Here is a 25,562-nt window from a genome sequence, read left to right as displayed (position 1 = left end):
ATGCGGGACGTGCTGGCGCCGGTGGCCGAAGCCCTCCTGCGGCAGGCACGGCTGGACGCGGACGCCGTCATCCGTGCGGCCGAGCGCGACGCCGCCCAGACGATCGAGGACGCGCGACGGCAGGCTCGCGAGATCGTCGCCGCCGCCCGGGAGCAGGGGGAGGCGGAAGCGGAGGCGTACTCGGCCGCCGTGCGCGCACGAAGCGCGCGACAGGCCCGCGGCATGGAGCTGGCCGCCCGGCGGGAGGCACTGGAGGAACTGCGCAGGCGGGCGGGCGTGGCCGTACAGGCGCTCCGCGACGACCCCTGCTACCCGCGGCTCGTCAAACGCCTGGGCGAACTGGCCCGCGAGGCGGGCGGCGACGACCTGGTGGTGCGCGAGCACCCCGACGGCGGCGTCGTGGCGGAGGGGCGGGGCCGTCGCGTCGACTGCTCGCTGGAGGCGCTGGCCAACCGGGCCGTCGATGCCCTCGGAGCGGAGGTGGAACGCTTGTGGGCACCGTGACGCGGGTCAACGGCCCGCTTGTCGAGGTCGAGGGCCTGACCGGAGCGGCGATGTTCGAACTGGTCGCCCTCGGACCCCACCGCCTGCCCGGCGAGATCATCGCCCTGCGCGGGGACCGCGCCACAATCCAGGCGTACGAGTACACGGGCGGGCTGGCCCCCGGCGACCCCGCCCGCCGCGGGGGCTCGCCCCTGTCGGCGCGACTGGGCCCGCACCTGCTCGGCGGGGTGTTCGACGGACTGCTCCGCCCGCTCGGCGGGGCGGGCATGTGGCTGGACCCCGCCGCCCCGCCGCCCGCCCGCGCCGCCCGCGCTGGGCGCTCCTGGCCGTTCAGGCCGCTGGTCGAGGAGGGCCGGACGGTGGCGCGCGGGACACCGATCGGAAGCGTCGACAGCGGATCGTCGCCGCCCTACCTGGTGCTCTCGCCCGGTGGTGCGGTGTCGCGGATCCGGGAGCCGGGCCCCTGCCCCTCCGGGGACCCGGTCGCGGTCGTCGGCGGCGTTCAGGTGACCCTCGGACGCGAACAGCCGGTGCGGCGGGCCCTGCCGTACGACGTCCGCCATGAGGAGCCGGTCCCCTTGACCACCGGGCAGCGGGTCATCGACCTGCTGCTGCCGGTGTCCCGGGGTGGCACGGTCGCCGTTCCCGGCGGCTTCGGCACCGGCAAGACCGTACTGCTGCAGCAGATCGCGAAGTGGTGCGACGCCGACGTGGTCGTCTACGTCGGCTGCGGGGAGCGCGGAAACGAGATGGCCGACGTCGTCGCCGAACTGGGCCGGCTCACCGACCCGCGGACCGGCGGCCGGCTGGCGGACCGGACCGTCGTGATCGCGAACACCTCGAACATGCCGATGATGGCCCGCGAGGCCAGTATCTACACCGGCGTCACGGTGGCCGAACACTTCCGCGACATGGGCTACGACACCGTGGTCATCGCGGACTCGACCTCCCGATGGGCGGAGGCCCTGCGGGAACTCGGCTCCCGCAGCGGCGCGCTCCCCGCCGAGGAGGGCTACCCCGCCGATCTCGCGTCCGCGCTCGCGGCCTTCTACGAACGGGCGGGACGGGTGACCACGCTCGGCGGCGCCACGGGGTCGGTCACCATCATCGGCGCGGTCTCCCCGCCCGGAGGGGACATGACGGAACCGGTCACCGCGCACACCCAGCGGTTCGTCCGCTCCCTGTGGACGCTCGACCGCGACCTCGCCTACGCGCGCCACTACCCGGCGGTGTCCTGGGCAGGCTCCTTCGCCCGCGACGCGGGCGCGATGACGGCCGCGGTCCCCGGCGCCGCCCAGCGGCGTGGCCGGGTGAGCGGCCTCCTCGCCGAGGCCGACCGCCTGACCGCACTGGCCGAGCTGCTCGGAGCCGGAACGCTCCCGGCCCACGAACGCATCGTCCTGCTCGCCGGACGCCTCATCCGGGAAGGCTTCCTGCAGCAGAGCGCGCTCAGCCCTCGTGACTCCTTCTGCCGGCCGGAGCGCACGACCCTGATCGCCGACGCGCTTCTCGCGGTCGTCGACCGCTGCCAGACCCTTGTGGAGAACCAGGTGCCGGTCGCATGGATCGAGCAGCAGGACTTCTCCCCGATCCTCCGGGCCAAGGAGGCCCCGGAGGAGGAGATCGCGGCCCGGCGGGACACGGTGCTGGACGCATTGGAGAGATCGCGATGACGGTCTGGGCGCCCGTGGAGTACACCGACGTGGCGGAGCTGCGCGGTCCGCTGGTGATGGTCCGCGGCACCAGGGGCGTGGGCTGGGATGAGTACGCGTCGATCGAGCTGGAGACCGGAGAGCGCCGGCACGGTCTCGTCCTGGAGGCCGATCACGATCTGGCCGTCGTCCAGGTCTTCGAGGGAACCGCCGGAATCCGGGCCGAGGGCACCCGGGTGACCTTCGCCGGGCGCCCGATGCGGATCCCCGTCGGCCCGGGCTGGCTGGGACGGGTCTGCGACGGAGGCGGCCGGCCGCTGGACGGAGGGCCCCCGGTCGCCGGGGCGGCCGACGCCGCCGTGAACGGCTTTCCCCTCAATCCCACCCTGCGCGAGCCCCCGTCGGAGCCGGTGCTGACCGGAATCTCCGCCATCGACCTGCTGACCACGCTGGTGCGCGGTCAGAAGATCGCTGTCTTCTCCGCCGCCGGGCTGCCCCACCTGAAACTCGCCGCCCAGATCGCCGCTCAGGCCGGTGCCGGCGGCGAACCGTTCACCGTCGTGTTCGCCGCCATCGGCCTGACGCACGCCGACGCGGCGACCGTACGGGACAGATTGGAGGAACGGTCCGCCGCCGGGGAGCTGACACTGCTACTGAACCTCGCCGACGACCCCGTGATCGAACGGATTCTCACCCCGCGGCTCGCCCTGACCATCGCCGAACATCTCGCCTTCACCGTGGGACGCCACGTCCTGGCGGTGCTCGCCGACATGACCAGCTACTGCGAGGCGTTGCGAGAGGTCTCCGCCGCGCGCGGGGAGATTCCCGCCCGGCGGGCCTACCCGGGCTATCTCTACAGCGACCTCGCCTCTCTGTACGAACGATGCGGACGGGTGCGGGGGCGCCCCGGGTCTCTCACCGTGCTGCCGGTGCTGAGCATGCCGGCGGGGGACATCACCCATCCGGTTCCCGACCTCACCGGCTACATCACCGAGGGCCAGATCCTCCTGACCCGGAACGTCTCCGCCTACCCGCACATCGACCCGCTCTCGTCTCTGTCGCGGATGATGCGGGCGGGAGCAGGGCCAGGTCGCACGCGGCCCGAGCACGTCGATCTCGCCGCACAGATCATCGCCGCTCTGTCCCGTGCGCGGCAGGCACGGGAACTGGCCGAACTCGTCGGAGAAAGCGCCCTCAGCGCCGTCGACCGCCGTCACCTCGCCTTGGCGGAGGCATTCGAACACCGGCTGCTCGCGCAACGGGGAGACGAGCTCCGCTCACTGGGGGAGACCTTCGACCGTGCCTGGGACGTCGTCTCCATGCTGCCTCGCCGGGAACTGACCATGCTGTCGTCCGAAGCGCTGGACGCGGGCTACCGGGAGGAGAGATGAGACTGAGCGTTCCGCCCGGCAGAGCCGGGCGGCTGTGGCTCCGGCGTCGCCTGGCCGTCCTCCGGCACGGACTGGCCGTACTGGACCGCAAACTGCGAATCCTGCGGCAGGAGCGGGACCGCCTCGCCCTCGACGCGACACGCACCGGCCGGGAGTGGGAAGCGGCCTGCCGGGCCGCGGACGCCTGGTCGCTGCGCGCGGCACTGCTCGGCGGCCGGAGGGTGATCCGGCTCGCCGACGACGGGCGGCTCGCCGAGGTGCGGGTGGACTGGGTGGACGCGATGGGAACGAGCTATCCCGGCCGCACCTCCTTCCAGGCGCCAGAGGAACCCGGCCCGTCCACCCCGCTGCCGCTCACCGCTGCGCTCGTACCGACCCGGGACGCGTACGGCACCGCGCTTCGCGCCGCCGTCGAGCATGCCGCCGCCAAGGAGGCCGAGCGGATCGTGTCCGCGCAGGAGGAGGCGACCAGCCGCCTGATCCGCGCGCTCCGCGACCACATCCTTCCCGGCGTCGAGACGGCGCTGACCGAGGTCGAACTGTCCTTGGACGAGATGGAGCGAGCCGACGGCGCCCGGGTCCGCCGCGCGATCGCCTCCCGAGAGCCGCGGCAGCAGTGACGACCGACCGGGAGGCGGTCCTCCGGCCGCATCGCCGACGTGGGCCCCGCATCACCGGCGGCCCTCGGTACGGAGGTCCCTCGGTTGCGGGACCTCCTGCCCTAAGCAGGAAGGGGCGAACCCGGCCAGGCTGAATAGCGGCGATGGGGGTGAGCCATATGCTCACGTTGAGCGTCATAAAGGCCGGCACAGGGGGTTCGCCGGTCACTGCGGCGTGCATCCCCGGCTGCCGGCCGAGGCCGTTGAGAGCGCCCCGGCGCGTCACGTGATCCGCAGACCCCGGTCGGCTGCGGGACCGAACAAGCCCATTGGGGAGAGATGAGGCAGCCATGAAAGCGGCAGTCGGCGACCGATTGATCATCGAGAGCCGTCACCTCGACGGGCCTCGCCGCACCGGCATCATCACGGGCCTCCAGCACAGCGACGGGTCCCCGCCCTATGTGGTCAGGTGGTTGGACGAGAAGCACGAGACTCTCATTTTCCCGGGCCCGGGTGCCCACGTGGAGCACCGTCGCGAATACGGAGAGCGCGGTAGGTGACAAGACGCCTCCGGGTGTTTCACCGTGGAAGCGCCGGATGCGGGGGCCTGCCGCCTCCGCCGTGTGATTGCCGGGAGAGGCGCGTCGACGTCGCCCCCGCGCGGCGTCCGTGGCCGGTGACATGGGGCAGATCCGGCGTGGCCCCTAACAGTCGTGGGGAGGCAGGATGACGACCAAGCGCTGGAACATCGGCATCGACATCACCGAGCAGGACGACGAGACGTACGCCTGCGCCACGCTGACCACCGCGGACGGAGTCAACGTCACGGGCGCCGGTCACGCTCACCGCAGCCCGGACGACCGGTCGATCCCCGAAGTGGGCGACGAGATCGCCACGGCCAGAGCCCTGACCAGGCTGAGCCACTGTCTCAACCAGATCGCGGTCAGGAAGATAGCCCCCCAGCAGCACGCGCTCCAGGAAGTGGTCGAACTGAACCTGCCCTGGGAGCTGCCTGAATAAGGCCCTCTGCTCCGGATCGGCCACCAACGCTCGCGACGGAAGGACACGCCATGAGCAAACTCATCGTGGTCGGGGTGGACGGATCGGCGCAGGCCCTGGGCGCTGTGGACTGGGCCGCCGCCGAAGCCGGGCGCAGGCATCTGCCGTTGCGCATCGTGCACATCGCGGTCCGCTGGGAGTACAACGTCGCGATCCGCGAACCCGGCCTGGAGGCGCCACGGCCGGAGGCCGCAGGACTCGAGGTCCTCAGGATCGCCGAGGACCGCGCCCGCACCTTCGCGTCCGTCGACGTCGGCTGCAGGCTCGGGATCGGCCCCATCCCCGTCACGCTCCTTCAGGAGGCGGCCGACGCCGCCCTGCTGGTGCTGGGCTCGCGCGGCACCGGGGGCTTCACCCGGCTGCTGCTCGGCTCGGTGAGCCGCCAGATGGCGGAACACGCCGCGTGCCCTGTCGTCATCGTGCCCGGGACTGGAACCGGCTCCGGGCCATCCGGGATCGTCGTCGGTGTCGACGGCTCGGAAGCCTCCGTAGACGCCGTGGGCTTCGCGTTCGAGGAGGCGTCCCTGCGCTCGGTCGGCCTGCGAGCCGTGCACGCCTGGGTCCATCCGGCATGCCCTCGGGAGATGCGCCCGGTCCGTTACGACATGGCGGCGGTCGAACGAGAAGGCGCCAGGCTCCTGTCGGAGTCGCTCGCGGGTTGGAAGGCCAAGTACCCGGACGTTCCCGTGGACGAAGAGGTGATCGAAGGCGCCCCCGCGTCGGTTCTGGCCGACGCGTCGAACGACGCGGAACTTCTCGTCGTCGGAGCCAGAGGACGTGGCGGCTTTCCCACGCTCCGCCTCGGCTCGGTCAGCCACTCTGTCCTCCACCATGCGAAAGGACCGGTGGCCGTCGTGCGCGGCCCTCATCCCGGGCGGGCAGGGGCGCGACGGTAACGCGGGGCCGACTGAGCCGGTGGCTGGACGTGGATCGCATGCGTATTCGGGTAAGGAGCCTATGGACGCTGCATGAAGGCTCGCCATCGAGGAGTCACCGCAGTGATGGTGGGAGTCTGGATCGACGCCACGGGCGACAATCCTCAGGAGCGGTACGGCGAACGGCTCCGCGCATGGAGCCACGCCTTCGCCGCCGCGGACAGCGAGCCTCAGGCGGGCGACATCACGCTGGATCCGGTGCACTACGCGATGACCTCCTGGGATCTGGCCACCCGCCCGACGGACGGACCGCCGTATGTCCGGTTCCATCCACGGGTGCTGCATGCCACCTGTCATCGACCGGAAGGGACTTACATCATCTTGGCAGTGGTCCGGCTGGCTGCTCCATCGCCGGAACAGTTGCCCCACGGTTGGTTCGGCTGGCAGCAGGGCGAATCGGGCGTCCCCTGCGTGGCCCCGCCGTTCGACAGAAGGGCCGCGCTGTTCACTCTTGAGCTTCGGGTTCCCATTCAGCCCGCCCGGTTGCCGACGCCCACGAGGCCGGAAGCCGAGGGATTGCCCAATCTCGGCGACGCCCAGGCGGCTCTGGAAACGCTGGTAGAGGAGATCAACACCGCCGTCGTACCGTTCCTGCGGATTCTGGACGCCACGGGCGTATGACGGATCTCCGGCCGGCGAACAGGTGCAGCGCTACGGGGTGGAGGAGGCTCGGCTCCGCGGCCTTCCCTCACTGTCTGCCACGCCTGGCACTGGCCCTGTCCGCTCCGCCCGCCAGAAGAGAACACCCTCGAAATTCTCAAGGGCATCGGCGCGATCGTGGCCGACGGAGGGGGTACGCAAGGCCCTCGGACACCCGACCGGGGCTGCCGCCGTGGGTGCCGCGGTCGTGGTTCAGCCCGGTTCCATCCGGGGGCGCCGGAACCGCCGTGGCACGCCGGCCCACCGGGCGTGGATCGCCGTCATCGCCCGCTCCAGTGTCTGTTCCGGGGGCGCATCAGTGTCGATCTCGGTCGCGTCCGGCCAGGGCGCCATCGTCGCCGTCATCGCCGCGGCGATCGCCTGGTCCGCGTCCGATATCCCGCCGGTGCGGCGCGCGAGCCGCTCGGCGGTCACGCGCGGAGGGGCGGTGCAGCACAATGCCAGGAGATCGGCGGAAGTACGCCGAGCCAGGCACACCGCGGCGGTGCGGTGCGCGGCGTCGGTCCAGGAGGCGTCGACGACGACCGGCTCGCCGAGACCGAGCAGCCTCTCGGCCCTGGACAACAGCTCGGTATAGGTCCGTCGGGTGGACTCCGCGCGGTAGATACCTTCGCCGAAGGGGGCGGCCGCGGGCTGGTGCGGCGATATACCGGCGAGTTCCTTGCGAAGACGGTCGCTGGTCAGCAGCGTGCAGCCGAGCCGGTCGGCGACGGCCGCGGCCAGGGTCGATTTGCCGGTCCCCGGGAGCCCGCCGACGAGGACCATGGTGACCGCGCCCGCCTGGAGATGGCCCAGCGTGAGCTCGGCCAGACGCCGGGCCTCCCACGCCGCTGCGGTGTCTCCCTGGCCATGGCGCAGGCAGGCGACCTTGGCGCGGACGAAGGCCCGGTAGGCGACGTAGTGATGCCACAGAGAGGGCGGCGAAGGGTCGCCGGAAAACTCGGCGTACCAGCGCAGGAACAGCTCCGCCAGGCGAGGCGCGCCCAGTCGCTCCAGGTCCATGGCCAGGAAGGCGGCGTCGTCCAGGCCGTCGACGAAACGGAGCAGGTCGTCGAATTCCAGGCAGTCGAGGATCCGAGGCCCGTCGTCCAGGCAGAAGATGTCGTCGGTGAGCAGATCGCCATGGCCGTCCACGATCCGGCCTTCCGCGACCCGGCGGGCGAAGAGCGGTTCCCGGCCGCCGAGGAAGCGCAGCGTGAGCCGTTCGATCTCGCCGAGGACCTCGGTGTCGATCACCGCCTCGGGCAGCGCCCGCACCTCGCGGAAGCTGGCGGTCCAGCGGGATCGCAGCGCCTGCCCGCTCCCTTGTTCGTCGATCCGGGGGCTGTGCGGGGATCGGGCGTGCATGCCCGCGATCATTCGCGCGACCTGGCACACGGCGTCCTCCACCGGTTCTCCCGCGCGGACGAGCGCCGACAGGCGGCGTTCGTCCGGCATACGCCGCATCACCACGAGGTGCTCCCAGACCCGTCCGTCCGGGCCGGCCACATCGGCCACTCCTTCGTAGACGTCCGGCGCCAGCCGGCGGTTGAGTTCGACCTCCTTGTGGCACATCGCCCGCCGGGCCTCCAGCGTGGTGAAGTCCAGGAAGCCCAGATCAACGGGCTTCTTCAGCTTGAAAGCGTGATCGCCGAGGAGGATGACCACCCCGGCGTGCGTCTCCTTGACCTGCGCCCATGGCCTCATCGAGGTGCCCCCGTCCCCGGCCGGTGCCAGACGGCGTCTCCACGTCTGCTTCCCGGAGACATTCCCCGCGCACCGGCTCCACCCCTCGGTTGTGGCCCGGCGATGCCCCTGCCGGTCATGGACCACGATCACTCCGGATCGCTGTCGTTCTCGCATGTATCTCGTCGCGGACACGCTGGGAGAGCAGGGTGAGGCGTTCGCTGTAGCGGACCTGGGGCGCCCGCGGGTCGCGCAGCGCGAGCGCGGGCGCCGGAAGGCGCGCGAGTTCCGCGGCGCAGCGGTCGCGCGCCGTCCCGATCGCCTCGCTCGGGGCGAGCCGCCGTCCCGCCGCCATCACGGGGGCGAGCAGGGGGCGGTGGCCGGGCGGTACGGGCTCGTCGCGCAGGCCGACGATGTCGCCGGTCTCCCCGCGGAAGATCTGCTTGGCGCCGGGGAGGGTGACCTTCCCCGCGGACAGCTTCATCACCGGACGCCCGCCGTACTCGACCAGCTTGTACGCGCTGTTCAGCGAGGGCGCGTCGGCCGAGACGCCCACCTTCGTGCCGACCGCGTAGATGTCGATCGGGGCGCCCTGCCGCACCAGGTCGTCGATGGCGTACTCGTCCAGCCCGCCGCTGGCCAGGATCTTCGCGTCGGGCAGCCCCGCTTCGTCGAGCATCCGGCGGGCCTGCCGCGACAGGTCCGCCAGGTCTCCGGAGTCGAGCCGTACGACCAGGGGCCCGGGCAGGCGCATCCGCCGGGACACGGCGATGGCCGCCTGGAGGCCGGTCAGGGTGTCGTAGGTGTCGACGAGGAAGGTGTTCGCACCGGGCAGGTCGGCCGCGAACGCCGCGAAGGCGGCTTCGTCGTCGCCGAACGCCTGGATGTAGGAATGCGCCATCGTGCCGGCGGCGGTCAGGCCGTACCGCCGGGCCGCCTCGACGTTGCTGGTCGCGGAGAACCCGGCGATCGCGGAGGCCCGCGCCACCGACATGGCGGCACCGATTCCCTGGGTGCGCCGGAAGGCGAAGTCGATCAGCCGTGCCCGGCCGGCGGCGAGCACGCACCTGGCGGCCTTGGTCGCCACGGTCGTCTGGAAGGTGACGTGGTTGAGCAGCACGGTCTCGGCCAGTTGGGCCTCGGCGATCGGACCGCTCACCTCCAGGATCGGCTCGTCGGCGAAAAGTATCGATCCCTCCGGAACCGCCCAGACGTCCCCGGTGAAGCGCATGCGCTCAAGGCCCCGCAGCACGTCGTGGCCGTACTGTCCGATGTGTTCGAGGTAGTCGAGTTCGGCGCCGGTGAAGTGGAAGCCTTCGAGAAATTCCAGGCAGTCGTCCAGCCCGGCGGTGACGAGGAAGCCGCGCTTCGCGGGCAGCCTACGGACGAACAGGCTGAAGGTGGCCCTGCCGGTCATGCCACGGCGAAGGTAGCTCGCCGCCATGTTGATCTCGTACAGATCGGTGAGCAGCCCGCTGGCCATGGCCTCCTCCTCGATCTCGTGTGCCGACCCCCTCGGCTTGCGTCTCAGGCCCGGGCGGTGGACCAGGATGATCTCCCCGGCCTGGAGGCGCCACAGCGTGAGCACCCCCTCGGTCGTGATCTCCGGCTGCAAGCGGTCAGTGGCGGACCACGATCACGGGTGCGCGTGCGTGATGAAGCACAGCGTGAGCGGTGGCGCCCAGGCCCAGCCGGGCGGCCATTCCCGTATGGGCCCCGATGATGACCAGGTCCGTCTCCGCGGAGGCCTCGATCAGGGCTTTGGCCGGATGTTCCTCCACGACGCGCTCGGTGAGCGTCACGTCGGGGAAGTTCTCGCGCCGGCCGGCGATACTCTCCGCGAGCAGGCGCGTCTCCTCCGCCCCGACGCTGTCCACGTCGTAGACGAGCGGTTGAAGGTCGCCCAGTTCCGCCGCGGCCGGATGCGTCCAGGCGTGCACGGCACGCAGGTCGGCATGCCGCAGTGCGGCTTCGCGGAACGCGAATTCCAGGACGGGTTCCTGATCGGGGTGCCCGGTGACGCCAACGGCGATCTCACCGCGGCCGCCTTCGTTCGTCTGCCGGACGACGGCTACGGGGCAGGGAGCCCTGGCCGTGACGTAGCGGCTCACCGAACCCAGCAGCAGCTCGGCGAACCCGCCACGGCCGCGGTTTCCCACGACGATCAGCTGAGCGCCCTCCGCGGCTGCGACGAGCGCCTCCTCCGCTGCGCCGTCGACGATCTCAGCCGAGACCGACAGATGTGGCCTGCCCGCTCTGGCGTAGACCGTCGCCCGATCGAGCACGGTCCGCGCAGCCGCCTCGGCATCGGGTCCCCAGCTCGCCGGCTGCGGGACGAGTGGCACGAAATACGGCCAGCGCAGCGCCGCGTACACGATCCGCAGCGGCGCACCGCGGAGCGCGGCTTCCTGGCCTGCCCAGTCGGCTGCCTGAAGCGAGGGCGTCGATCCGTCGACACCCACGACGATCGGCTCTGCCATGCCGTCACCCCTCACGCGTTCCCGATCGACGATCGGCAGGTAAGGCTCTTACAGCAGTTGTGCCCGCCTCCGTGCCCCGGCTCGCGCACCGTCAGGGGGCGGGATGTCCATGTCGCGGCCTTGCCTGCGTAGTACCAGCCGGAGTTTCCCGCTATCCGAGATCGGGCTCCGATTCCGGCGCCCGGAGGTCGCCGACTCCGAACAGACCCACGAGCGTGCCATCTGCCCGGGTCACGACGACATGCCGGATCTTGGCGTGATCCATGTGTTCGGCCAGCCGCGCGACCTCTGTGCTCGGACGGGTGGTCGTGACGCCGACGCGCATGACACGCTCGGCCGTAGCCGTGGGATCCGCGCCGATCAGCTCAAGCGAGCCGATCACCCCGTGAACGACGTCATCCCTGTCGATCACCACTGCCAGCCCTGCCGGATCCGCGATGACTCTGTCCGCTACTTCCACGAGCGGATCCTCCAGGTAAGCGATCACCGGGTCACGACGCACCTGTTCTCTCACAAGGGCAGCGTGCCCTTCATAGGGAAGATCGGCGGAGATCCAGTCCATCTTGCCCGGCGAGTAGTCGTGAACGGAGTCGAATCCCAGCCTCTCCAAGCGGTGGGCCGCTCGGGGACTCAGATCGCAGAGCCAGTCGTGGCAGTAGACGATGATCGGTCGAGACCTGTCCAGCGTGGCGGCGGACATGTCGTTGAGATCCCGCATCGGGTGGTTGACGGCAGACGGGAGGTGCGCCCAGTCGTACTGCTCCCTGGGGAGCACTTCGACCAGCTGAGCCCGCCCGGCTGAGAGAAGATCCTGCACAGCTTCTCGAGTGACAACCTGCACCATGTTGTGGGGCCGTACCCCGCGGACGGAGAGTATGCCGGTTGAGAAGTTGCGGGCCGTCCTGTCGCCGTCGTCGCGGCAGCGCCACCAACCGGCCGGCGTGCGCGATCGCCGGGAACGCTGTGACCCCACGACGGCATGGGGCCGATGTCCGCTCCCCGGTGATGGACGCACGCCCCCGTACACGGGCGGAATGTGGGTACGGATGGGCGCAAGGACCAGGCCCTGTGCGGTCACGGGGAATGGCCGCTTGAGCGGTGGTTCCGGGGGTGGGCGTATGTTTCTTGATCGCCATGATGCGGGGGTACGGCTCGCCGAGGAGATGCGCCGGCGTGCCGGGGCTGAGGATGTGGTCGTCCTGGGGCTGCCCAGGGGTGGGGTGCCGGTGGCGTACGAGGTGGCCCAGACGCTCGGCGCGCCGCTGGACGTGATCGTGGTGCGCAAGCTCGGGGTGCCATACCAGCCGGAGCTGGGATTCGGCGCCGTCGGCGAGGGTGGGGTAGGCGTCGTCAACCGCGATGTCGTACGGCTTGCACATCTCAGCCAGGCGGAGATGTCCGCTGTGGAGGAGCGCGAGCGGGCCGAAGTCGAGCGCCGGGCCCGGCGTTTCCGCGGTCACCGCCCGCCCGTGGACCTCGCGGGCCGTACGGTGATCGTGGTCGATGACGGGATCGCGACCGGGGGAACGGCTCGTGCCGCCTGCCAGGTCGCACGCGCGCGTGGCGCTTCACGGCTGGTGCTTGCGGTGCCGGTGGGGGCGCGGGAGACGGTCGAGAGTCTGCGCGAGGACGCCGACGAGGTGATTTGCCTTGATGTCCCCGACCACCTCTACGCGATCGGCTTCTGGTATCACGATTTCTCCCAGACCACCGACGAGCAGGTCGTCGAGTTGCTGCGGCGGGCCGCGTCCCGACATGAGGCCACCGTAGGGTCTGATCTGCAGGGTCTCGCCGAGGATGTGGAGGTGGACGCCGGGCCGGTCCGGCTCCCCGGCCGGCTGGTCGTCCCTCCGAATGCGCCAGGTGTCGTGGTTTTCGTGCACGGCAGCGGCAGCAGCCGGCACAGCCCCCGAAACCGGTACGTCGCGACCGCACTCAACCATGCGGGTCTGGGAACACTGCTGTTCGATCTGCTCACCGCGCAGGAGGAGATCGACCGCGGCAACGTGTTCGATATCGGGCTGCTGGCGGGAAGGCTCGTCCAGGTGACCGGCTGGGTAGGTTGTCAGCGCAGGTTGGCGGGGCTTCCGATCGGCTACTTCGGTGCGAGCACCGGCGCGGCGGCAGCGCTGTGGGCGGCAGCCGAACCTGGCAGGGAGATCGCGGCCATCGTGTCCCGCGGCGGCCGGCCTGACCTCGCCGAGCCCCGTCTCGGTGAGGTGCACGCCCCCACCCTGCTGATCGTGGGAGGCCGCGACACCGTGGTGCTCGGTCTCAACCGGGCGGCCCAGGAGCGGTTGCGCTGCGAAAGCTCGCTTCAGGTCATTCCCGGCGCAACGCACCTGTTCGAGGAGCCGGGAGCGCTCGAGACGGTCGCCCACCTCGCCTGCGAGTGGTTCACCGACCACTTCACGCTCCATGCCGCATGAGGCCGCCGGCCTCGGCTGCGAAGACCCGGCAGCCGCGAAGGTGGCAAGGCCGCCATGGCCTTCGCTGGAATCCAGGCTGTGTGCCCGGCCCTGACCTTCCGCCCGTCGCCCAGACGTTTCGCCGACAGGGATGGCGGGTTTTCCGTCCGGAACGCAGCTGAGGAGGAGGCCGCTATGACCTGGGAGCCGATTCGGAAAACAGGACAGGAGGCGGCGCGGTCCAATCTGACGGACTACGAACGTGAGTGCCGTGGCTTCTCCTGGCAGACGGCGCGGCGATCCGTGTCCGGCCTGCCCGAGGGCCGGGGGCTGAACATCGCCTACGAGGCCGTGGACCGCCACGTGGGCACGCCGCGACGCGATCACGTGGCGCTTCGGTGCGTCGGCAGGGACGACACCGTCACCGAGATGACCTACGAGGATCTCCGCTTCGCCACCAACCGCTTCGCCAACGTGCTCCGCGGCATGGGGGTGGGCAAGGGCGAACGGGTGTTCACGCTGCTCGGCCGGGTGCCTGATCTTTATATCGCAGTCCTGGGGACGCTGAAGAACCTGAGCGTGCTGTGCCCGTTGTTCTCCGCCTTCGGCCCCGAACCGGTCCGCGAGCGGTTACGCCTCGGCGACGGGCGTGTCCTGGTGACCACCCCGGAGCTCTACGCCCGGAAGGTCGCCGTGATCCGCGAGTCGCTGCCCGGTCTGAGGCACGTGCTGGTCACCGGCGATGCTCCCCCGCCTCAGGGCACCGTGTCCCTGCGGGGATCGATGGCCGAGGCGTCAGCGGAGTTCGAGATTCCCTCCACCGACCCGGAAGACATGGCGCTGCTCCACTTCACCAGTGGGACGACCGGCACACCCAAAGGCGCCGTCCACGTACACGAGGCAGTGGTCGCACACCGCGTCACCGCCACCTACGCCCTCGACCTTCGCCCCTCCGACGTCTTCTGGTGCACCGCCGACCCCGGCTGGGTCACAGGAATGTCGTACGGAGTCATCGCGCCGCTCAGCCTGGGAGCCACTCTCGTCACGGACGCGGGCGAGTTCGACGCGCGGCGCTGGTGCCGCGTCCTCCAGGATCAGCAGGTCACCGTCTGGTACACCGCCCCGACCGCGCTGCGCATGCTCATGCGGCACGGCGACACCCTTCCGGGCGAGTACGACCTGTCCAGGCTGCGCTTCGTCGCCAGCGTGGGGGAGCCGCTCAACGCCGAGGTGGTGGTGTGGGGGCCGCGCGCGCTCGGCCTGCCGATCCATGACAACTGGTGGCAGACCGAGACCGGCGCCATCATGATCAGCAATTTCGCCGCGATGGACATCAAGCCGGGGTCCATGGGCCGTCCACTCCCCGGCATCGAGGCGACCGTGCTGGAAAGAGGCCCGGACGGGCGAGCCCGCGTCGTCGACGGCGAGGTGCGGGTGATAGAAGAGCCCGACATCGAGGGAGAACTCGCACTCCGCCCCGGCTGGCCCTCGATGTTCCGCGCCTATCTCGGTGACCCGGAAAGGTATCGTCAGGCGTTCGCCGGGGGCTGGTATCTGAGCGGCGACATCGTGCGAAGGGACCGGGACGGTTACTTCTGGTTCGTCGGCAGGTCGGACGATGTGATCAAGTCGGCGGGGCATCTCGTCGGACCGTTCGAGGTGGAGAGCGTGCTGATGGAGCATCCCGCCGTGGCCGAGGCGGGTGTGATCGGCAAGCCCGACCCGGTGGCCGGTGAACTGGTGAAGGCCTTCGTCACGCTCAACACCGGCTTCGAGCCGACCGAGAGGCTTCGGCTGGAGCTGATCGCCTTCGGCCGGCGCCGCCTCGGCGCGGTCGCTCCGAAGGAGCTGTGTTTCGACCAGAGCCTGCCGCACACACGCAGCGGCAAGGTCATGCGCCGACTGCTCAAGGCTCGGGAGCTCGGACTCCCCACAGGGGATATCTCGACCCTCGAACGCCACGAAGGTAGCGCACCGTGACAGCCATGAAGGACCGCCTGCTCACGTCGCGTGGACGGCGAGGAAGTCCGCTCCGCCGGCGATGGTGGCGAAGGCCGGGTAGTCGTCCTCCTCGATCCGGCATCCGCTGGATTCGCTCAGCGTCTGCACGTAGGTGAGAAAATCGAGCGAGTCCAGCTCCAGGGCGTCGCGGATGTCGGCGTCCTGCGGCAGCGCCGCCGGGTCCGTGTCCGGTGCCACCTGGCTCAACGCGCTCGTGACGAGTTCCCGAGCTTGTTGCGGCGTCATAGCGTTTCCGGCTGGTTGAGTAGCCGGTCCACGATGCCGAGGAACCGCCCGCCGGTGTAGCCGTCGGTCGCCCGGTGATCGGCGGCCAGGGTGACGGTCACCAGCGGCCGGACGCCCAGCAGCCCGTCGACGGCCCACGGGCGATCGAGGATCTTCCCGAAACCCACCAGGGCCACCTGCGGTGGGTAGATGACGCCGTGCACCGCTTCGACTCCCTGGTCACCGAGGTTGGTGACGGTGATGGTGGCCTCGGTCATCTCGGCACCGCGCAGCCGCCCTGTACGCGCCCGGGAGACCAGGTCTTTCAGAGCGGCCATGAGATCCTCGATCGCGAGGCGGGCCGCGTCGTGCAGGGCCGGGGCGATCAGGCCGCCGCCTTTGAGTGAGATCGCCACCCCCAGATGCACGGCCTTCCCGGGTACGAAGGCATCGTCGATCCAGAAGCCGTTCAACCTCGGCACCTCGGCGGCGGCGCGGGCGGCCGCCTTGAGGAGCAGGGCCGCGGGGAGCAGCCGACGTGAGACCGGCAGATCGCGGTTGCGCTCGCGCAACCATGCGAGCGCGCCGGTGAGGTCCACGGTCGCGCTCAGGTAGTAGTGCGGAATCTCCCGTTTCGACCTGGCCATCGCCCTCGCGATCGCCTGGCGCATCGCCTCCCGCCGGCGTTCCAGGTCAGCCTCCGGTACGGCTCGCGCCTCCGCCTGCTCGGCAGGCGGACGGGTGGCCTCCTCCACCGCCTCGGGCGGCCGTGGCCCGGCACCCCGTTCGGCCGCCTCCCGCACATCCTGGGCGCGGATCGCTCCGGCGCGCCCCGTGCCGTGGACGTCGGCGAGGTCGACGCCGAACTGCGCGGCGAGCCTGCGCGCCAGCGGTGAGACCTTGGCCTGCGGCGAGACCTTGGCCTGCGGTGAGGGCTCCACATGCTCGACGTCCGCGCGGGTCACCCGTCCCTGCGGACCCGTCCCCCGTACACGGGCGATGTCCACTCCGCGTTGCTCGGCCAGATGCCGTACCAGGGGTGAGGCGACCGGTGACGGAACGTGCGGCGCGCCTGGCGCCGGCAGGCGCGCCGGCGTTGGCCGTCGTGGGCGCGCCCGCTTCCTCAGGGGCTGAGCCGGCGCCGGCTCGGGAGACACCGGTTCGGCAGCGGGCGGGATGCCGACGATGACGGCGAGGGCCGTACCGACGGGCACCCGCCGACCGGTCCCCACCAGGAGGCTCTCGACCGTCCCCGTGTGGAACGACTCGACCTCGATCGTGGCCTTGTCGGTGTCTATCACCGCGATGACGTCACCCTTGCGCACCCGATCCCCTGGCTTGACCAGCCACTCGGCGACCGCGCCCGACTCCATGTCCGCACCGAGCGAAGGCATCACGAACTCCGCGCGCTCGTTCATGAGGCGACCGCCTCTCGCGCGGCGGCGACGATCGACGGCACCTGGGGGAGGGCGGCCTCCTCCAGGTGGCGGGCGTAGGGAACGGGGACCTCCGCTGTGCAGACCCGCTGGATCGGCGCGTCCAGCTGGTAGAAGGCCTGCTCCACGATGCGGGTGCCGATCTCGGCCGACAGGCTGCCCGACCGCCACCCCTCGTCCACGATGACGGCCCGGTGCGTGTTGCCGACCGACTCCACGATCGTGGCGTCGTCGAGCGGGCGCAGGACGCGTAGGTCGATCACGTCCGCCTCGATGCCTTCGGCGGAGAGCGCGTCGGCGGCCGCCAGTGCCTTCCCGGTCGTGCCGCCGTAGGCGATCAGTGTGATGTCCTTGCCGGAACGCCGGAGCGCGGCGGAGGTGATGTCCACCGGGCCGGGGCGCGGCTGCCCCGACATGCCGTACAGCGAGCCGTGTTCGAAGATCAGTACGGGGTCGGGGTCCTCCAGGGCCGGCCAGAGCATGTTGCGGGCGTCCTCGATCGTCGCGGGTGCGAGGATCCGCAGGCCCGGAATGTGGGCGTACCAGCCTTCGAGGCTGTGCGAATGCTGCGCGGCGAGTTGCCGTCCGGCTCCGGTGGTCATCCGGATCACCAGCGGGACGTTCAACTGCCCGCCCGACATGTGCAGGAGCGTCGCCGCGTTGTTGAGGATCTGGTCGAGGGCCAGCAGGCTGAAGTTCACCGTCATGATCTCGACGATGGGACGCATCCCGCCCAGCGCCGCACCGATGCCCGCGCCGACGAAGGCGGCCTCCGACAGCGGGGTGTCCCGGATACGCTCGGGGCCGAATTCCTCCAGCAGGCCCAGACTCACCGCGAAGCAGCCCCCGTACGCGCCCACGTCCTCGCCCATCAGGAACACGCGGTCATCGCGGCGCAGGGCCTCGCGGATCGCCTCCCGCATGGCCTCGCGATAGGTGGTCGTCGCCGCGCTCACGACGCGGCCTCCACCGACCCCCCGCGCGCGCCGCCGCTCGCCAGGGGCGTCTCGCTGTAGACGAAACGGGAGAGATCTTCCACCGGCTCGACCGGCGCCTGCTCAGCGAAGGCGACGGCCTGGTCGATCTCCGCTGATATCTCCTTCTCCAGCACGGCGAGATCGTCGTTCGTGATCTCGCGTTCCGCCTTCATCGAGGCGACGAGGGCATCGATGGGGTCGCGCTTCTTCCACTGCTCGATCTCCTCCTTGCTCCGGTAACGGTCTGGGTCGTACATCGAGTGGGCGCGGAAGCGGTAGGTGCGCAACTCCACGAAATGCGGTCCGGCCCCGGCACGGATCGCTTCGGCCGCCCGGGTCGCCGCGTCGGCGACCGCAAGCACGTTCATCCCGTCTACCTGCCACGCCGCGACGCCGTATCCCGCCGCGCGAAGGGCCAGATCGGTCTGGGCGTGGGACTTGGCCAGCGCGGTGCCCATCGCGTACAGGTTGTTCTCGCAGGCGAACAGCACCGGCAGCCGCCAGAGCGCCGCGAGATTGACGCATTCGTGGAACCCGCCCTCGGCCATGGCGCCGTCGCCGAAGAAACACACGGTCACCCGGTTGCGGTCCTGCAGTTTGTCGGCGAGGGCGAGCCCGACCGCCAGGGGAAGTCCGCCGCCGACGATCGCATTGCCGCCGTAGAAGCGGCGGGCGACGTCGAAGATGTGCATCGAGCCGCCGCGCCCCCGGCTGCACCCCGTGGCCTTGCCGTACATCTCGGCCATGATCGTTGTAGCGGGCACTCCGCGGATGAGCGCGTGCCCGTGTTCCCGGTAGGTGGAGACGACCACGTCGTCCGTGGCCAGCGCGTGGCAGACGCCCGCGGCCACCGCCTCCTCCCCGATGTAGAGGTGCATGAATCCGCGGATCTTCTCGCCGCTGTACAGCTCGACACAGCGTTCCTCGAACCGCCTGACGCGCAGCATCTGGCGCAACAGGTCCCGATGCGACTCGGCCCGCGCGCTCTTCTTTCCAGCCATAGGTCCGTCCTCATGCGCGGTTCGCTCCACTCGCCTCGACCGTCTGGTTCCGGGTCTAGGCGCCCTCCGGCATCTTGTTCAGGTGTGCGGGCATGCCAGCGGCCACGTGCACTGGAGGCATAGGCGTAGGCCTCCCGAACCCTCGCTGTCTCGCGATCGCGGTACACCTCGTCCGGGACCTGCCGCACCTCGTCCGGGAATAATTGATCAGGCATCTCGCTGTTCACCCTCTAACCCTGGCGTCCTTACCCACAGATAGGCGCAATGTGCGGATCGGACAGGAAGTGCTGGACGACGGTGAGTGTCGGTTGTCTACACGTCCAAGGTCACGGTGCAGACCCATCCGTGCGGTCCGTGATCGAAACGCAGGCCGTGGAGTGCGACGGCCTTGGGCACCGCGCCGATCTGGGGGACGGCCGCCACGTCGGTCATGCCCAGGGTCAGCCACAGTCCTGCCTCGTCCTCGTGCGCTTCGATCTCGCAGGGGACGCGGGCTGCCGTGTCCATCTGATAGATCACCTCGTCGAGCACTGTCAGGAGCTGCTCCTCGGGTGGGGCCGGGCCGACGTGGAGCGTACGCGTGCTGTGACGCTCGGCCCGGCTGAGGTCGGCGAAGCCGCCGATCACGGCGCGGACGGCCTCGGCGACACATTCCGCGACGGTGGGCGCCCATGCCTCGAGGCGGACGTCGGCGGTGTGGGGGAGCGAGCGGTGGCCGCGCCCGCTGATCGGGTCTTTACCGCCGTCGGGCCGGGCCACCGGGTCAGCCCTTCACCACGCCGAGTGGGACGAGCCGCGCGACCCTGCGGCAGAGCCCGGCTCCGACGCTTGCGGTGACCACTGCGTCCACGTCCTTGTATGCGTCCGGCTTCTCCTCGGACAGGCCGCGCCACGAGGATCCGCGCACGGCGATGCCCCTGCCCTCCAGCCACGTCCGCAGTTCCCGTCCTCTGGTGGAGCGCGCGGCCTGGTGGCGGCTCTGGACGCGGCCGGCACCGTGACAGGTGGAGTGGAAGGCCTGCCCGCCGGGCACGCCGGTGAGCACGTAGGAGGCGGTGCCCATGGTGCCGGGGATGAACACGGGCTGACCGAACGGCGCCAGATCGGCGGGCAGGTCGGGATGGTGGGGCGGGAGCGCGCGGGTGGCGCCCTTGCGGTGCACGCACAGGCGCTTCCCGTCGTGTTCTTCCACCTTGGCCAGGTTGTGTGACACGTCGTAGACCAGGGCCAAGGTGGCACCGGCGACCTGACGGAACGCCCGCCGGGCCGCCTCGGTCAGCAGTTGCCGGTTGGCCCGGCCGTAGTTGGCCGCCGCGGCCATCGCGCCCAGGTAGCCGCGGCCTTCCGGCGAGTCCACCGGGACGCAGGCCAGCTGCCGGTCCGGCACGCGGATGCCATAGCTGATCATGGCCTTGTCCATCGCGCGGACGTGGTCGGTGCAGATTTGATGTCCCAGACCGCGCGACCCGCAGTGGATCATCACGCACACCTGGCCTGGCCGCAGACCGAACGCGGTCGCCACCGCCTCGTCGTAAATCTCCTCGACCGCCTGGACCTCCAGGAAGTGGTTGCCGGAGCCGAGGCTGCCGACCTGGACCAGACCTCGTTCCACCGCTCGCGTGCCGACCTGGCCGGGGTCGGCGTCGGCCACGGCTCCCTGATCCTCACAGCGGTCCAGATCGTGAGCCTCGCCGTGCCCCGCGCGTACGGCGAAGCGCGCTCCTTCGCGCAGCACCTGGTCGAGCTGGGCGGGGCCCGGCAGACGCCATACTCCGCCCGGGCCCGGTCCGCGGGGTGTGGCCGCGTCCAGGGCGTCCATCAGCCGCTCCATGACGGGCACGAGTGCTTCACGGTGCAGGTCGGCGGCCAGCAGACGCACCCCGCAGGAGATGTCGAACCCCACGCCCCCGGGGGAGACCACTCCGCCCGCCGACACGTCCGTGGCGGCCACGCCTCCGATGGCGAAGCCGTACCCCCAGTGCAGGTCGGGCATGCCGTAGGAGGCGCCGACGATGCCGGGCAGGGTAGCCACATTGACGACCTGCTGAAGGGCCTGCTCCTCGGGCATCAGGTCCCGGGAGACGAACACGACTCCCGGCACCCGCATCGGCGCCTGCCGCTCGATCCGGAATCGGAAGGGCGTCTCCTGTACAAGCTTCATTACCTGATCTCACGCGGTTGCGACGTCCCGCGGCCTGTGCGAATCCGGCCCGGATTTCGGGCTGGTGCGGACATGCACACCTGCACAACCAACGGGGCGCCTGATGCGTATCGGACGTGGAGCCCTTGATGACCGCTTGTCTGCTGCGGGCCTCTGTTTCGATCCTCCGCCTGTTCAGGTGGAGCGGTCCGCCAGCCATCGACCCTGATGGACGGGACGAAAGTCCCTCAGCCGCGGATCCGGCGGACAGCGCCTCGCCCTCCGCCGCGATTCCGTGCGGAGGCCCACCTTCCGCGGTCGACCATGGGGATCATGAACCGCACACCGGGATCGCGGACGTCGCGGACCCTGCCGAGCCGGAACACCACACCTCGCTCGTACTGCCGCACGATGGCAATGCCGAGACGGCGTCGGCTACTGCTCATGGCCAGGGTGGGTATAAGAGCCGGGACGCGAGTCATCGAGTGTGTCGGGGGCACCGATGAGCGTAACGGATATGGGCAAGAAGGCACGGGACGTGATGCACGAAGGCGTTCAGTGCATCGGTGAACACGAAACGCTGCGTACCGCCACGCAGATGATGGCCGACCTGGGAGTCGGTGCGTTGCCCATCTGCGGGGACGACGACCGGCTCAAGGGGATCATCACCGACCGCGACATCGTGGTCATGTGCTGCGCGCACGGCATGGACATCGACCGGACGACCGCCGGCGAACTGGCCCGTGGCCTGGTGTGGGTCGATGCCGACGCCAGCGTGGAGGAGGCGCTGTTCGCGATGGAGGAGCACCACATCAAGCGCCTGCCTGTGATCGAGCGTCATCGTCTGGTCGGCATCATCAGCGAGGCGGATCTGGCCAAGGAGCTGCCGGACAGCAAGCTCGCGGAGTTCGTCCACCGCGTCTACGCGCTCGACTGACCGCCGGCGGCCGCACCCCCGCTGACCGGAGTTGAGCTGGGCGACGCAGTGCAGGACTGGAACCAGGCCGACGACGCGGCCGATGGCGGAGGTGATCCGGTATGGACCGCCGTTCTCCGGGGAGCGCGCTCGATCCTTCCGAGGTACAGGTGGAGACCCGGGGATCGGTCCCGGCCGGTTCGGCCGACGAGGCCCGCGAGACGGTCGCGGGCCTCACCGCGCTCGCGCACGAACCGGTGCTCTACGCCCGGGTGAAGCTCGGCGTCTCGGCCGACCCGGCCGTCCCCCGTCCCTGCGTCGCCCAGGCCAACCTCGACGTGAACGGCCGGCTCGTCCGGGCCCAGGCGGTCGGGGAGCACATGCACCAGGCCATCCGCCTCCTGGAGGACAGGCTCCGGACCCGGCTGCGCCGTACGTCCCGGGACTGGGAGGACCTGCGCGGGCGATATCCCCTGGACGTCGACCAGGAGTGGCGGCGGTCGAGCCCGCCTCGCCACCCGCTGCCCTACTTCCCCCGGCCATCCGGCGAGCGGCAGGTCGTACGGCACAAGGCGTACGAACTCGCCTGGGCGACCCCGGACGAGGCCGCCTTCGACATGGAGCAGCTCGACTACGACTTCCACCTGTTCCGGGAGGTGGACACCCGTCAGGACAGCGTCATCTACCGCAGCGGAGAGGGATACCGGCTGGCGCAGGTGTCACCCCGTCCCGATGGTCTGGGCCCGGTGTCCGTACCGCTCACCGTCAGCACCACGCCCGCACCGGTTCACACGGTGGAGGAGGCCACGGCGCGGCTGGAGACGAGCGGTCTGCCCTTCGTGTTCTTCGCCGACAGGCGGACGGGCCGGGGCAACGTCGTCTACCACCGCTACGACGGCCACTACGGGCTCATCACGCCCAGCGTCTGACCGGCGTCCTGCACGCGGGCCGCCGGGCGACGGCACGGGACGCCGGCACTCGTCAGGCCGGCGGCCGCGACTGCGCTCCGCGGACGGCCGGGGCAGGTTCCCGGCGCTCCCGTCCGCGCTCGGCCGCGGCGACGTTCTCCTTCACCGAGAAGAAGCTGTCGGGTGCGACGGAGATCGAGTCGATGCCCGCCTCGACCAGGAACCGGGCGAAGTCCGGGTCGTCGCTGGGCCGTTGCCCGCAGAGCCCGACCTTGCGCCTCTTCGCGTGCGCGGCCGAGATGAGGTGCTCGATGCTGCGGGTGAGGGCGGGATTGCGTTCGTCGAACAGGTGCGCCAGCTCGGCGGAGTCCCGGTCGACCCCGAGGGTGAGCTGGGTGAGGTCGTTGCTGCCGATGGAGAACCCGTCGAAGCGGTCGGCGAACTCCTCGGCCAGGATGATGTTGGCCGGGATCTCGGCCATGGCGTAGACCTCCAGGCCGTCTCGGCCCCGCCCCAGGTTCTCCTCGGCCATGACCCGCAGGACCCGGTCGGCCTCCTCGACCGTACGGCAGAACGGGATCATCACGATGACGTTGGTGAGTCCGATGCGCTCCCGCACCCGGCGGATGGCACGGCATTCGAGGGCGAAGCCCTCCCGGTAGCCCTCCGTGTAGTAGCGGCTGGCCCCGCGCCACCCGAGCATCGGGTTCTCCTCGTGGGGTTCGAACCGCCGCCCGCCGACGAGCCGGGCGTACTCGTTGGTCTTGAAGTCGCTCATTCGTACGATCACCGGGTCGGGCCAGCGGGAGGCGGCGATGCGGGCGATGCCGTGGGCCAGCCGCTCGACGAAGTACTCGGTCAGGTCGTCGTAGCCCCGGGTGAGCTCGGTGATCCTGCGGCGGGCGTCCTCGTCGACGCGGCCGGGGTGCACGAGGGCCATGGGGTGGATCTTGACGTGGTTGTTGACGATGAACTCCATCCGGGCCAGGCCGACGCCGTCGGCGGGCAGCCGCCACCAGCGGAAGGCCGCGGCGGGGTTGGCCAGGTTGAGCATGACCCTGGTCCTGGTGGCCGGGATGTCCTCCAGGCTGATCTCCTCGTCCTCGTAGTCGCGCAGGCCCTCGTAGACGAAGCCCTCGTCGCCCTCCGCGCAGGAGACGGTCACCGTCATGCCGTCACCGAGCAGGGTGGTCGCGTCGCCGGTGCCGATGATCGCGGGGACGCCGAGCTCGCGACTGACGATGGCCGCGTGGGACGTGCGGCCGCCGTGGTCGGTGACGATCGCCGCGGCCCTCTTCATGATCGGTTCCCAGTCGGGGTCGGTGATCTTGGTGACGAGCACCGATCCGTCCACGAACCGGTCGATCTCCGCCGCGCTGGTCAGGTTGCACACCGGCCCTGCCGCTATCGCGTCTCCGATGGCCAGCCCCTTCACCAGCGGCTCGACCATCGGCTCACCGGCGTCGCGGATGCGGTAGGTGCGCAGCAGGGACGCCTCCCGGCGCCTCTGGACGGTCTCCGGGCGGGCCTGGACGAGGAAGATCTCGCCGGTCCTGCCGTCCTTGGCCCATTCCATGTCCATCGGGGTGCCGTAGTGGCCCTCCACCGTGGTGGCCCACCGGGCCAGCAGCAGGATCTCCTCCTCGTCCAGCGCGTACCGGACCGCCTCATCCTCCGTGGTGTCGAGCTGGCGCGTTCCTCCCGCGGAGTCGTAGACCACCTTGCGCTCCTTCCGCCCCCGGGTCTTCGACACGATGGGGAACAGGCCCGGGTCGCCAAGGAGCGGCTTGAACACCACGTACTCGTCGGGATCCACCCTGCCGCCGACCACCGTCTCGCCCAGCCCCCAGGAGGCGTCGATCAGGACCGAGCGGGGGAAACCGGTCTCGGTGTCGATCGAGAACATCACTCCGGCGGCGCCCAGGTCGGAGCGGACCATGCGCTGCACCCCGACCGACAGGGCGACGTCCAGGTGACCGAACCCGCTGTCCTCCCGGTAACTGATCGCCCGGTCGGTGAACAGGGACGCGTAACAGCGAAGACAGGCGCCGAGCAACGCCGCCACACCGCTGACGTTGAGGAAACTCTCCAACTGCCCGGCGAAGCTGGCCTCCGGCAGGTCTTCCGCTGTCGCGCTGCTCCGCACCGCGACATCCGGGTCGATGGTGCCCAGGCGATCGGCCAGCTCACCGTACGCCTGCTCGACGGCTGCCGTGACCGCCGCCGGAAGTTCGGCCGCCAGGATGGCGTCCCGTATCGCATGGCCGACCTCCGGCAGATCAGTCCCCCCGCGCAGGCGGCCGATGTGCTCAGCGATCACTTCGTTCAGCCCGTTCACCTGGATGAACTGGCGGTATGCCTCGGCGGTGAGGGCGAAGCCCTCCGGCACGCGAACCCCCGCTCGGGCCAGGTTGCGCGTCAGTTCTCCCAGGCCCGCGTTCTTGCCGCCCACGAGGCCGACGTCCGTCCGGCCCAGCTCGGCGAACCACTTGACCAACCGCGACATGGCCCACCCCGCTACATGTCGACTACGGAAGTCCCTCCCACCCTGTGCCTCGCGCAGCCGGCGAGGTAGGGAACTTGGTCTCCTGCCCGCGGACGAACG

General features: G+C 70.5%; 24 protein-coding genes. 12 read left to right on the top strand and 12 right to left on the bottom strand.

The window, feature by feature from the left end; translation table 11 throughout:
• The 8 genes from HHX41_RS34720 to HHX41_RS34685 all read left to right on the top strand — a co-directional run bounded on the left by HHX41_RS34720 (window position 1) and on the right by HHX41_RS34685 (window position 6,761).
• Window positions 1–504 carry a V-type ATP synthase subunit E family protein gene (locus tag HHX41_RS34720; protein ID WP_396795651.1) on the top strand — a complete coding sequence of 168 codons (504 nt, stop codon included), beginning with the start codon at window positions 1–3 and terminating at the stop codon, window positions 502–504.
• Entirely contained in the window at window positions 492–2,177 is a 1,686-nt protein-coding gene (locus HHX41_RS34715) for a V-type ATP synthase subunit A (RefSeq protein WP_182909326.1), read from the top strand. The genes HHX41_RS34720 and HHX41_RS34715 overlap by 13 nt, the downstream gene beginning before the upstream one ends.
• Window positions 2,174–3,547: a V-type ATP synthase subunit B gene (locus HHX41_RS34710; RefSeq protein WP_182909325.1), complete on the top strand. Its 1,374-nt coding sequence runs from the start codon at window positions 2,174–2,176 to the stop codon at window positions 3,545–3,547. The genes HHX41_RS34715 and HHX41_RS34710 overlap by 4 nt, the downstream gene beginning before the upstream one ends.
• Window positions 3,544–4,167, top strand: coding sequence for a V-type ATP synthase subunit D (locus HHX41_RS34705; RefSeq protein ID WP_182909324.1), 624 nt, complete (start codon window positions 3,544–3,546; stop codon window positions 4,165–4,167). The genes HHX41_RS34710 and HHX41_RS34705 overlap by 4 nt, the downstream gene beginning before the upstream one ends.
• 329 nt (window positions 4,168–4,496) lie before the next feature.
• The gene (locus tag HHX41_RS34700) at window positions 4,497–4,706 is read left to right on the top strand and encodes a DUF1918 domain-containing protein (protein ID WP_169987975.1); all 210 of its coding nucleotides are present in this window, start codon (window positions 4,497–4,499) and stop codon (window positions 4,704–4,706) included.
• 166 nt (window positions 4,707–4,872) lie between these two features.
• Window positions 4,873–5,166, top strand: a complete 294-nt coding sequence (locus HHX41_RS34695; RefSeq protein WP_182909323.1) for a dsRBD fold-containing protein — start codon at window positions 4,873–4,875, stop codon at window positions 5,164–5,166.
• A gap of 50 nt (window positions 5,167–5,216) precedes the next feature.
• Window positions 5,217–6,101 carry a universal stress protein gene (locus HHX41_RS34690; protein ID WP_182909322.1) on the top strand — a complete coding sequence of 295 codons (885 nt, stop codon included), beginning with the start codon at window positions 5,217–5,219 and terminating at the stop codon, window positions 6,099–6,101.
• Between the two features lie 72 nt (window positions 6,102–6,173).
• A complete protein-coding gene (locus tag HHX41_RS34685; RefSeq protein WP_182909321.1) occupies window positions 6,174–6,761 on the top strand; it encodes a hypothetical protein in 588 nt (195 codons plus the stop codon).
• A 231-nt stretch (window positions 6,762–6,992) separates the two neighbouring features.
• Here HHX41_RS34685 and HHX41_RS34680 read toward each other — a convergent pair whose 3' ends face one another.
• The 4 genes from HHX41_RS34680 to HHX41_RS34665 form a co-directional block, all read right to left on the bottom strand.
• Window positions 6,993–8,486, bottom strand: a complete 1,494-nt coding sequence (locus HHX41_RS34680; RefSeq protein WP_182909320.1) for an AAA family ATPase — start codon at window positions 8,484–8,486, stop codon at window positions 6,993–6,995.
• Window positions 8,487–8,601: 115 nt separating this feature from the next.
• Window positions 8,602–10,080, bottom strand: a complete 1,479-nt coding sequence (locus HHX41_RS34675) for a nicotinate phosphoribosyltransferase (protein ID WP_220504686.1) — start codon at window positions 10,078–10,080, stop codon at window positions 8,602–8,604.
• A 4-nt stretch (window positions 10,081–10,084) separates the two neighbouring features.
• Window positions 10,085–10,945 (bottom strand): universal stress protein, encoded by an 861-nt coding sequence (locus tag HHX41_RS34670; RefSeq protein ID WP_182909319.1) that lies wholly within the window; start codon window positions 10,943–10,945, stop codon window positions 10,085–10,087.
• Between the two features lie 151 nt (window positions 10,946–11,096).
• Complete coding sequence (locus HHX41_RS34665; protein WP_182909318.1) at window positions 11,097–11,789, bottom strand: rhodanese-like domain-containing protein; 693 nt, start codon at window positions 11,787–11,789, stop codon at window positions 11,097–11,099.
• Window positions 11,790–12,063: 274 nt separating this feature from the next.
• Between HHX41_RS34665 and HHX41_RS34660 the strand changes: the two genes are divergently transcribed.
• Window positions 12,064–13,374: a phosphoribosyltransferase family protein gene (locus HHX41_RS34660; RefSeq protein ID WP_182909317.1), complete on the top strand. Its 1,311-nt coding sequence runs from the start codon at window positions 12,064–12,066 to the stop codon at window positions 13,372–13,374.
• 174 nt (window positions 13,375–13,548) lie between these two features.
• Window positions 13,549–15,333: an acetate--CoA ligase gene (acsA, locus tag HHX41_RS34655; RefSeq protein WP_182909316.1), complete on the top strand. Its 1,785-nt coding sequence runs from the start codon at window positions 13,549–13,551 to the stop codon at window positions 15,331–15,333.
• Between the two features lie 21 nt (window positions 15,334–15,354).
• On the opposite strand, the gene HHX41_RS34650 is transcribed toward acsA, so the two are convergent.
• The 7 genes from HHX41_RS34650 to HHX41_RS42470 all read right to left on the bottom strand — a co-directional run bounded on the left by HHX41_RS34650 (window position 15,355) and on the right by HHX41_RS42470 (window position 21,579).
• Window positions 15,355–15,552: an acyl carrier protein gene (locus HHX41_RS34650; RefSeq protein WP_220504685.1), complete on the bottom strand. Its 198-nt coding sequence runs from the start codon at window positions 15,550–15,552 to the stop codon at window positions 15,355–15,357.
• Between the two features lie 44 nt (window positions 15,553–15,596).
• Window positions 15,597–16,997 carry a 2-oxo acid dehydrogenase subunit E2 gene (locus tag HHX41_RS34645; protein ID WP_220504684.1) on the bottom strand — a complete coding sequence of 467 codons (1,401 nt, stop codon included), beginning with the start codon at window positions 16,995–16,997 and terminating at the stop codon, window positions 15,597–15,599.
• A complete protein-coding gene (locus HHX41_RS34640; RefSeq protein ID WP_220504683.1) occupies window positions 16,994–17,971 on the bottom strand; it encodes an alpha-ketoacid dehydrogenase subunit beta in 978 nt (325 codons plus the stop codon). The genes HHX41_RS34645 and HHX41_RS34640 overlap by 4 nt, the downstream gene beginning before the upstream one ends.
• Complete coding sequence (gene pdhA, locus HHX41_RS34635; RefSeq protein WP_182909314.1) at window positions 17,968–18,993, bottom strand: pyruvate dehydrogenase (acetyl-transferring) E1 component subunit alpha; 1,026 nt, start codon at window positions 18,991–18,993, stop codon at window positions 17,968–17,970. The genes HHX41_RS34640 and pdhA overlap by 4 nt, the downstream gene beginning before the upstream one ends.
• A gap of 312 nt (window positions 18,994–19,305) precedes the next feature.
• Window positions 19,306–19,752, bottom strand: a complete 447-nt coding sequence (locus HHX41_RS34630; protein WP_220504682.1) for an archease — start codon at window positions 19,750–19,752, stop codon at window positions 19,306–19,308.
• 4 nt (window positions 19,753–19,756) lie between these two features.
• Window positions 19,757–21,154, bottom strand: coding sequence for an RtcB family protein (locus HHX41_RS34625; RefSeq protein WP_182909313.1), 1,398 nt, complete (start codon window positions 21,152–21,154; stop codon window positions 19,757–19,759).
• Between the two features lie 227 nt (window positions 21,155–21,381).
• On the bottom strand, window positions 21,382–21,579 hold the full coding sequence (locus tag HHX41_RS42470; protein WP_220504681.1) for an SPFH domain-containing protein: 198 nt from the start codon (window positions 21,577–21,579) through the stop codon (window positions 21,382–21,384).
• 71 nt (window positions 21,580–21,650) lie between these two features.
• On the opposite strand from HHX41_RS42470, the gene HHX41_RS34615 reads away from it, so the two are divergent.
• Together HHX41_RS34615 and HHX41_RS34610 are read left to right on the top strand one after the other, a co-directional pair.
• Complete coding sequence (locus tag HHX41_RS34615; protein ID WP_169987963.1) at window positions 21,651–22,070, top strand: CBS domain-containing protein; 420 nt, start codon at window positions 21,651–21,653, stop codon at window positions 22,068–22,070.
• Between the two features lie 101 nt (window positions 22,071–22,171).
• A complete protein-coding gene (locus HHX41_RS34610; protein ID WP_169987961.1) occupies window positions 22,172–22,978 on the top strand; it encodes a sigma 54 modulation/S30EA ribosomal C-terminal domain-containing protein in 807 nt (268 codons plus the stop codon).
• 52 nt (window positions 22,979–23,030) lie between these two features.
• Here the strand turns inward: HHX41_RS34610 and ppsA are convergent, their stop codons facing one another.
• Window positions 23,031–25,463, bottom strand: a complete 2,433-nt coding sequence (gene ppsA, locus HHX41_RS34605) for a phosphoenolpyruvate synthase (RefSeq protein ID WP_182909311.1) — start codon at window positions 25,461–25,463, stop codon at window positions 23,031–23,033.
• Window positions 25,464–25,562 lie beyond the last annotated feature (99 nt).

This window comes from Microbispora sp. H13382, from assembly GCF_014161445.1.
Taxonomy (GTDB): Bacteria; Actinomycetota; Actinomycetes; order Streptosporangiales; family Streptosporangiaceae; genus Microbispora.
The sequence above is the reverse complement of the archived record's forward strand: the minus strand, read 5'-3'. Positions and strand labels throughout refer to the sequence as shown.

Coding starts and splice junctions, on each gene's coding strand:
- HHX41_RS34720 (WP_396795651.1), top strand. CDS start 1: ATGCGGGACGTGCTGGCGCCGGTGGCCGAAGCCCTCCTGCGGCAGGCA.
- HHX41_RS34710 (WP_182909325.1), top strand. CDS start 2,174: ATGACGGTCTGGGCGCCCGTGGAGTACACCGACGTGGCGGAGCTGCGC.
- HHX41_RS34705 (WP_182909324.1), top strand. CDS start 3,544: ATGAGACTGAGCGTTCCGCCCGGCAGAGCCGGGCGGCTGTGGCTCCGG.
- HHX41_RS34700 (WP_169987975.1), top strand. CDS start 4,497: ATGAAAGCGGCAGTCGGCGACCGATTGATCATCGAGAGCCGTCACCTC.
- HHX41_RS34695 (WP_182909323.1), top strand. CDS start 4,873: ATGACGACCAAGCGCTGGAACATCGGCATCGACATCACCGAGCAGGAC.
- HHX41_RS34690 (WP_182909322.1), top strand. CDS start 5,217: ATGAGCAAACTCATCGTGGTCGGGGTGGACGGATCGGCGCAGGCCCTG.
- HHX41_RS34685 (WP_182909321.1), top strand. CDS start 6,174: ATGAAGGCTCGCCATCGAGGAGTCACCGCAGTGATGGTGGGAGTCTGG.
- HHX41_RS34680 (WP_182909320.1), bottom strand. CDS start 8,486: ATGAGGCCATGGGCGCAGGTCAAGGAGACGCACGCCGGGGTGGTCATC.
- HHX41_RS34670 (WP_182909319.1), bottom strand. CDS start 10,945: ATGGCAGAGCCGATCGTCGTGGGTGTCGACGGATCGACGCCCTCGCTT.
- HHX41_RS34665 (WP_182909318.1), bottom strand. CDS start 11,789: ATGGTGCAGGTTGTCACTCGAGAAGCTGTGCAGGATCTTCTCTCAGCC.
- HHX41_RS34660 (WP_182909317.1), top strand. CDS start 12,064: ATGTTTCTTGATCGCCATGATGCGGGGGTACGGCTCGCCGAGGAGATG.
- acsA (WP_182909316.1), top strand. CDS start 13,549: ATGACCTGGGAGCCGATTCGGAAAACAGGACAGGAGGCGGCGCGGTCC.
- HHX41_RS34645 (WP_220504684.1), bottom strand. CDS start 16,997: ATGAACGAGCGCGCGGAGTTCGTGATGCCTTCGCTCGGTGCGGACATG.
- pdhA (WP_182909314.1), bottom strand. CDS start 18,993: ATGGCTGGAAAGAAGAGCGCGCGGGCCGAGTCGCATCGGGACCTGTTG.
- HHX41_RS34625 (WP_182909313.1), bottom strand. CDS start 21,154: ATGAAGCTTGTACAGGAGACGCCCTTCCGATTCCGGATCGAGCGGCAG.
- HHX41_RS42470 (WP_220504681.1), bottom strand. CDS start 21,579: ATGAGCAGTAGCCGACGCCGTCTCGGCATTGCCATCGTGCGGCAGTAC.
- HHX41_RS34615 (WP_169987963.1), top strand. CDS start 21,651: ATGGGCAAGAAGGCACGGGACGTGATGCACGAAGGCGTTCAGTGCATC.
- HHX41_RS34610 (WP_169987961.1), top strand. CDS start 22,172: ATGGACCGCCGTTCTCCGGGGAGCGCGCTCGATCCTTCCGAGGTACAG.
- ppsA (WP_182909311.1), bottom strand. CDS start 25,463: ATGTCGCGGTTGGTCAAGTGGTTCGCCGAGCTGGGCCGGACGGACGTC.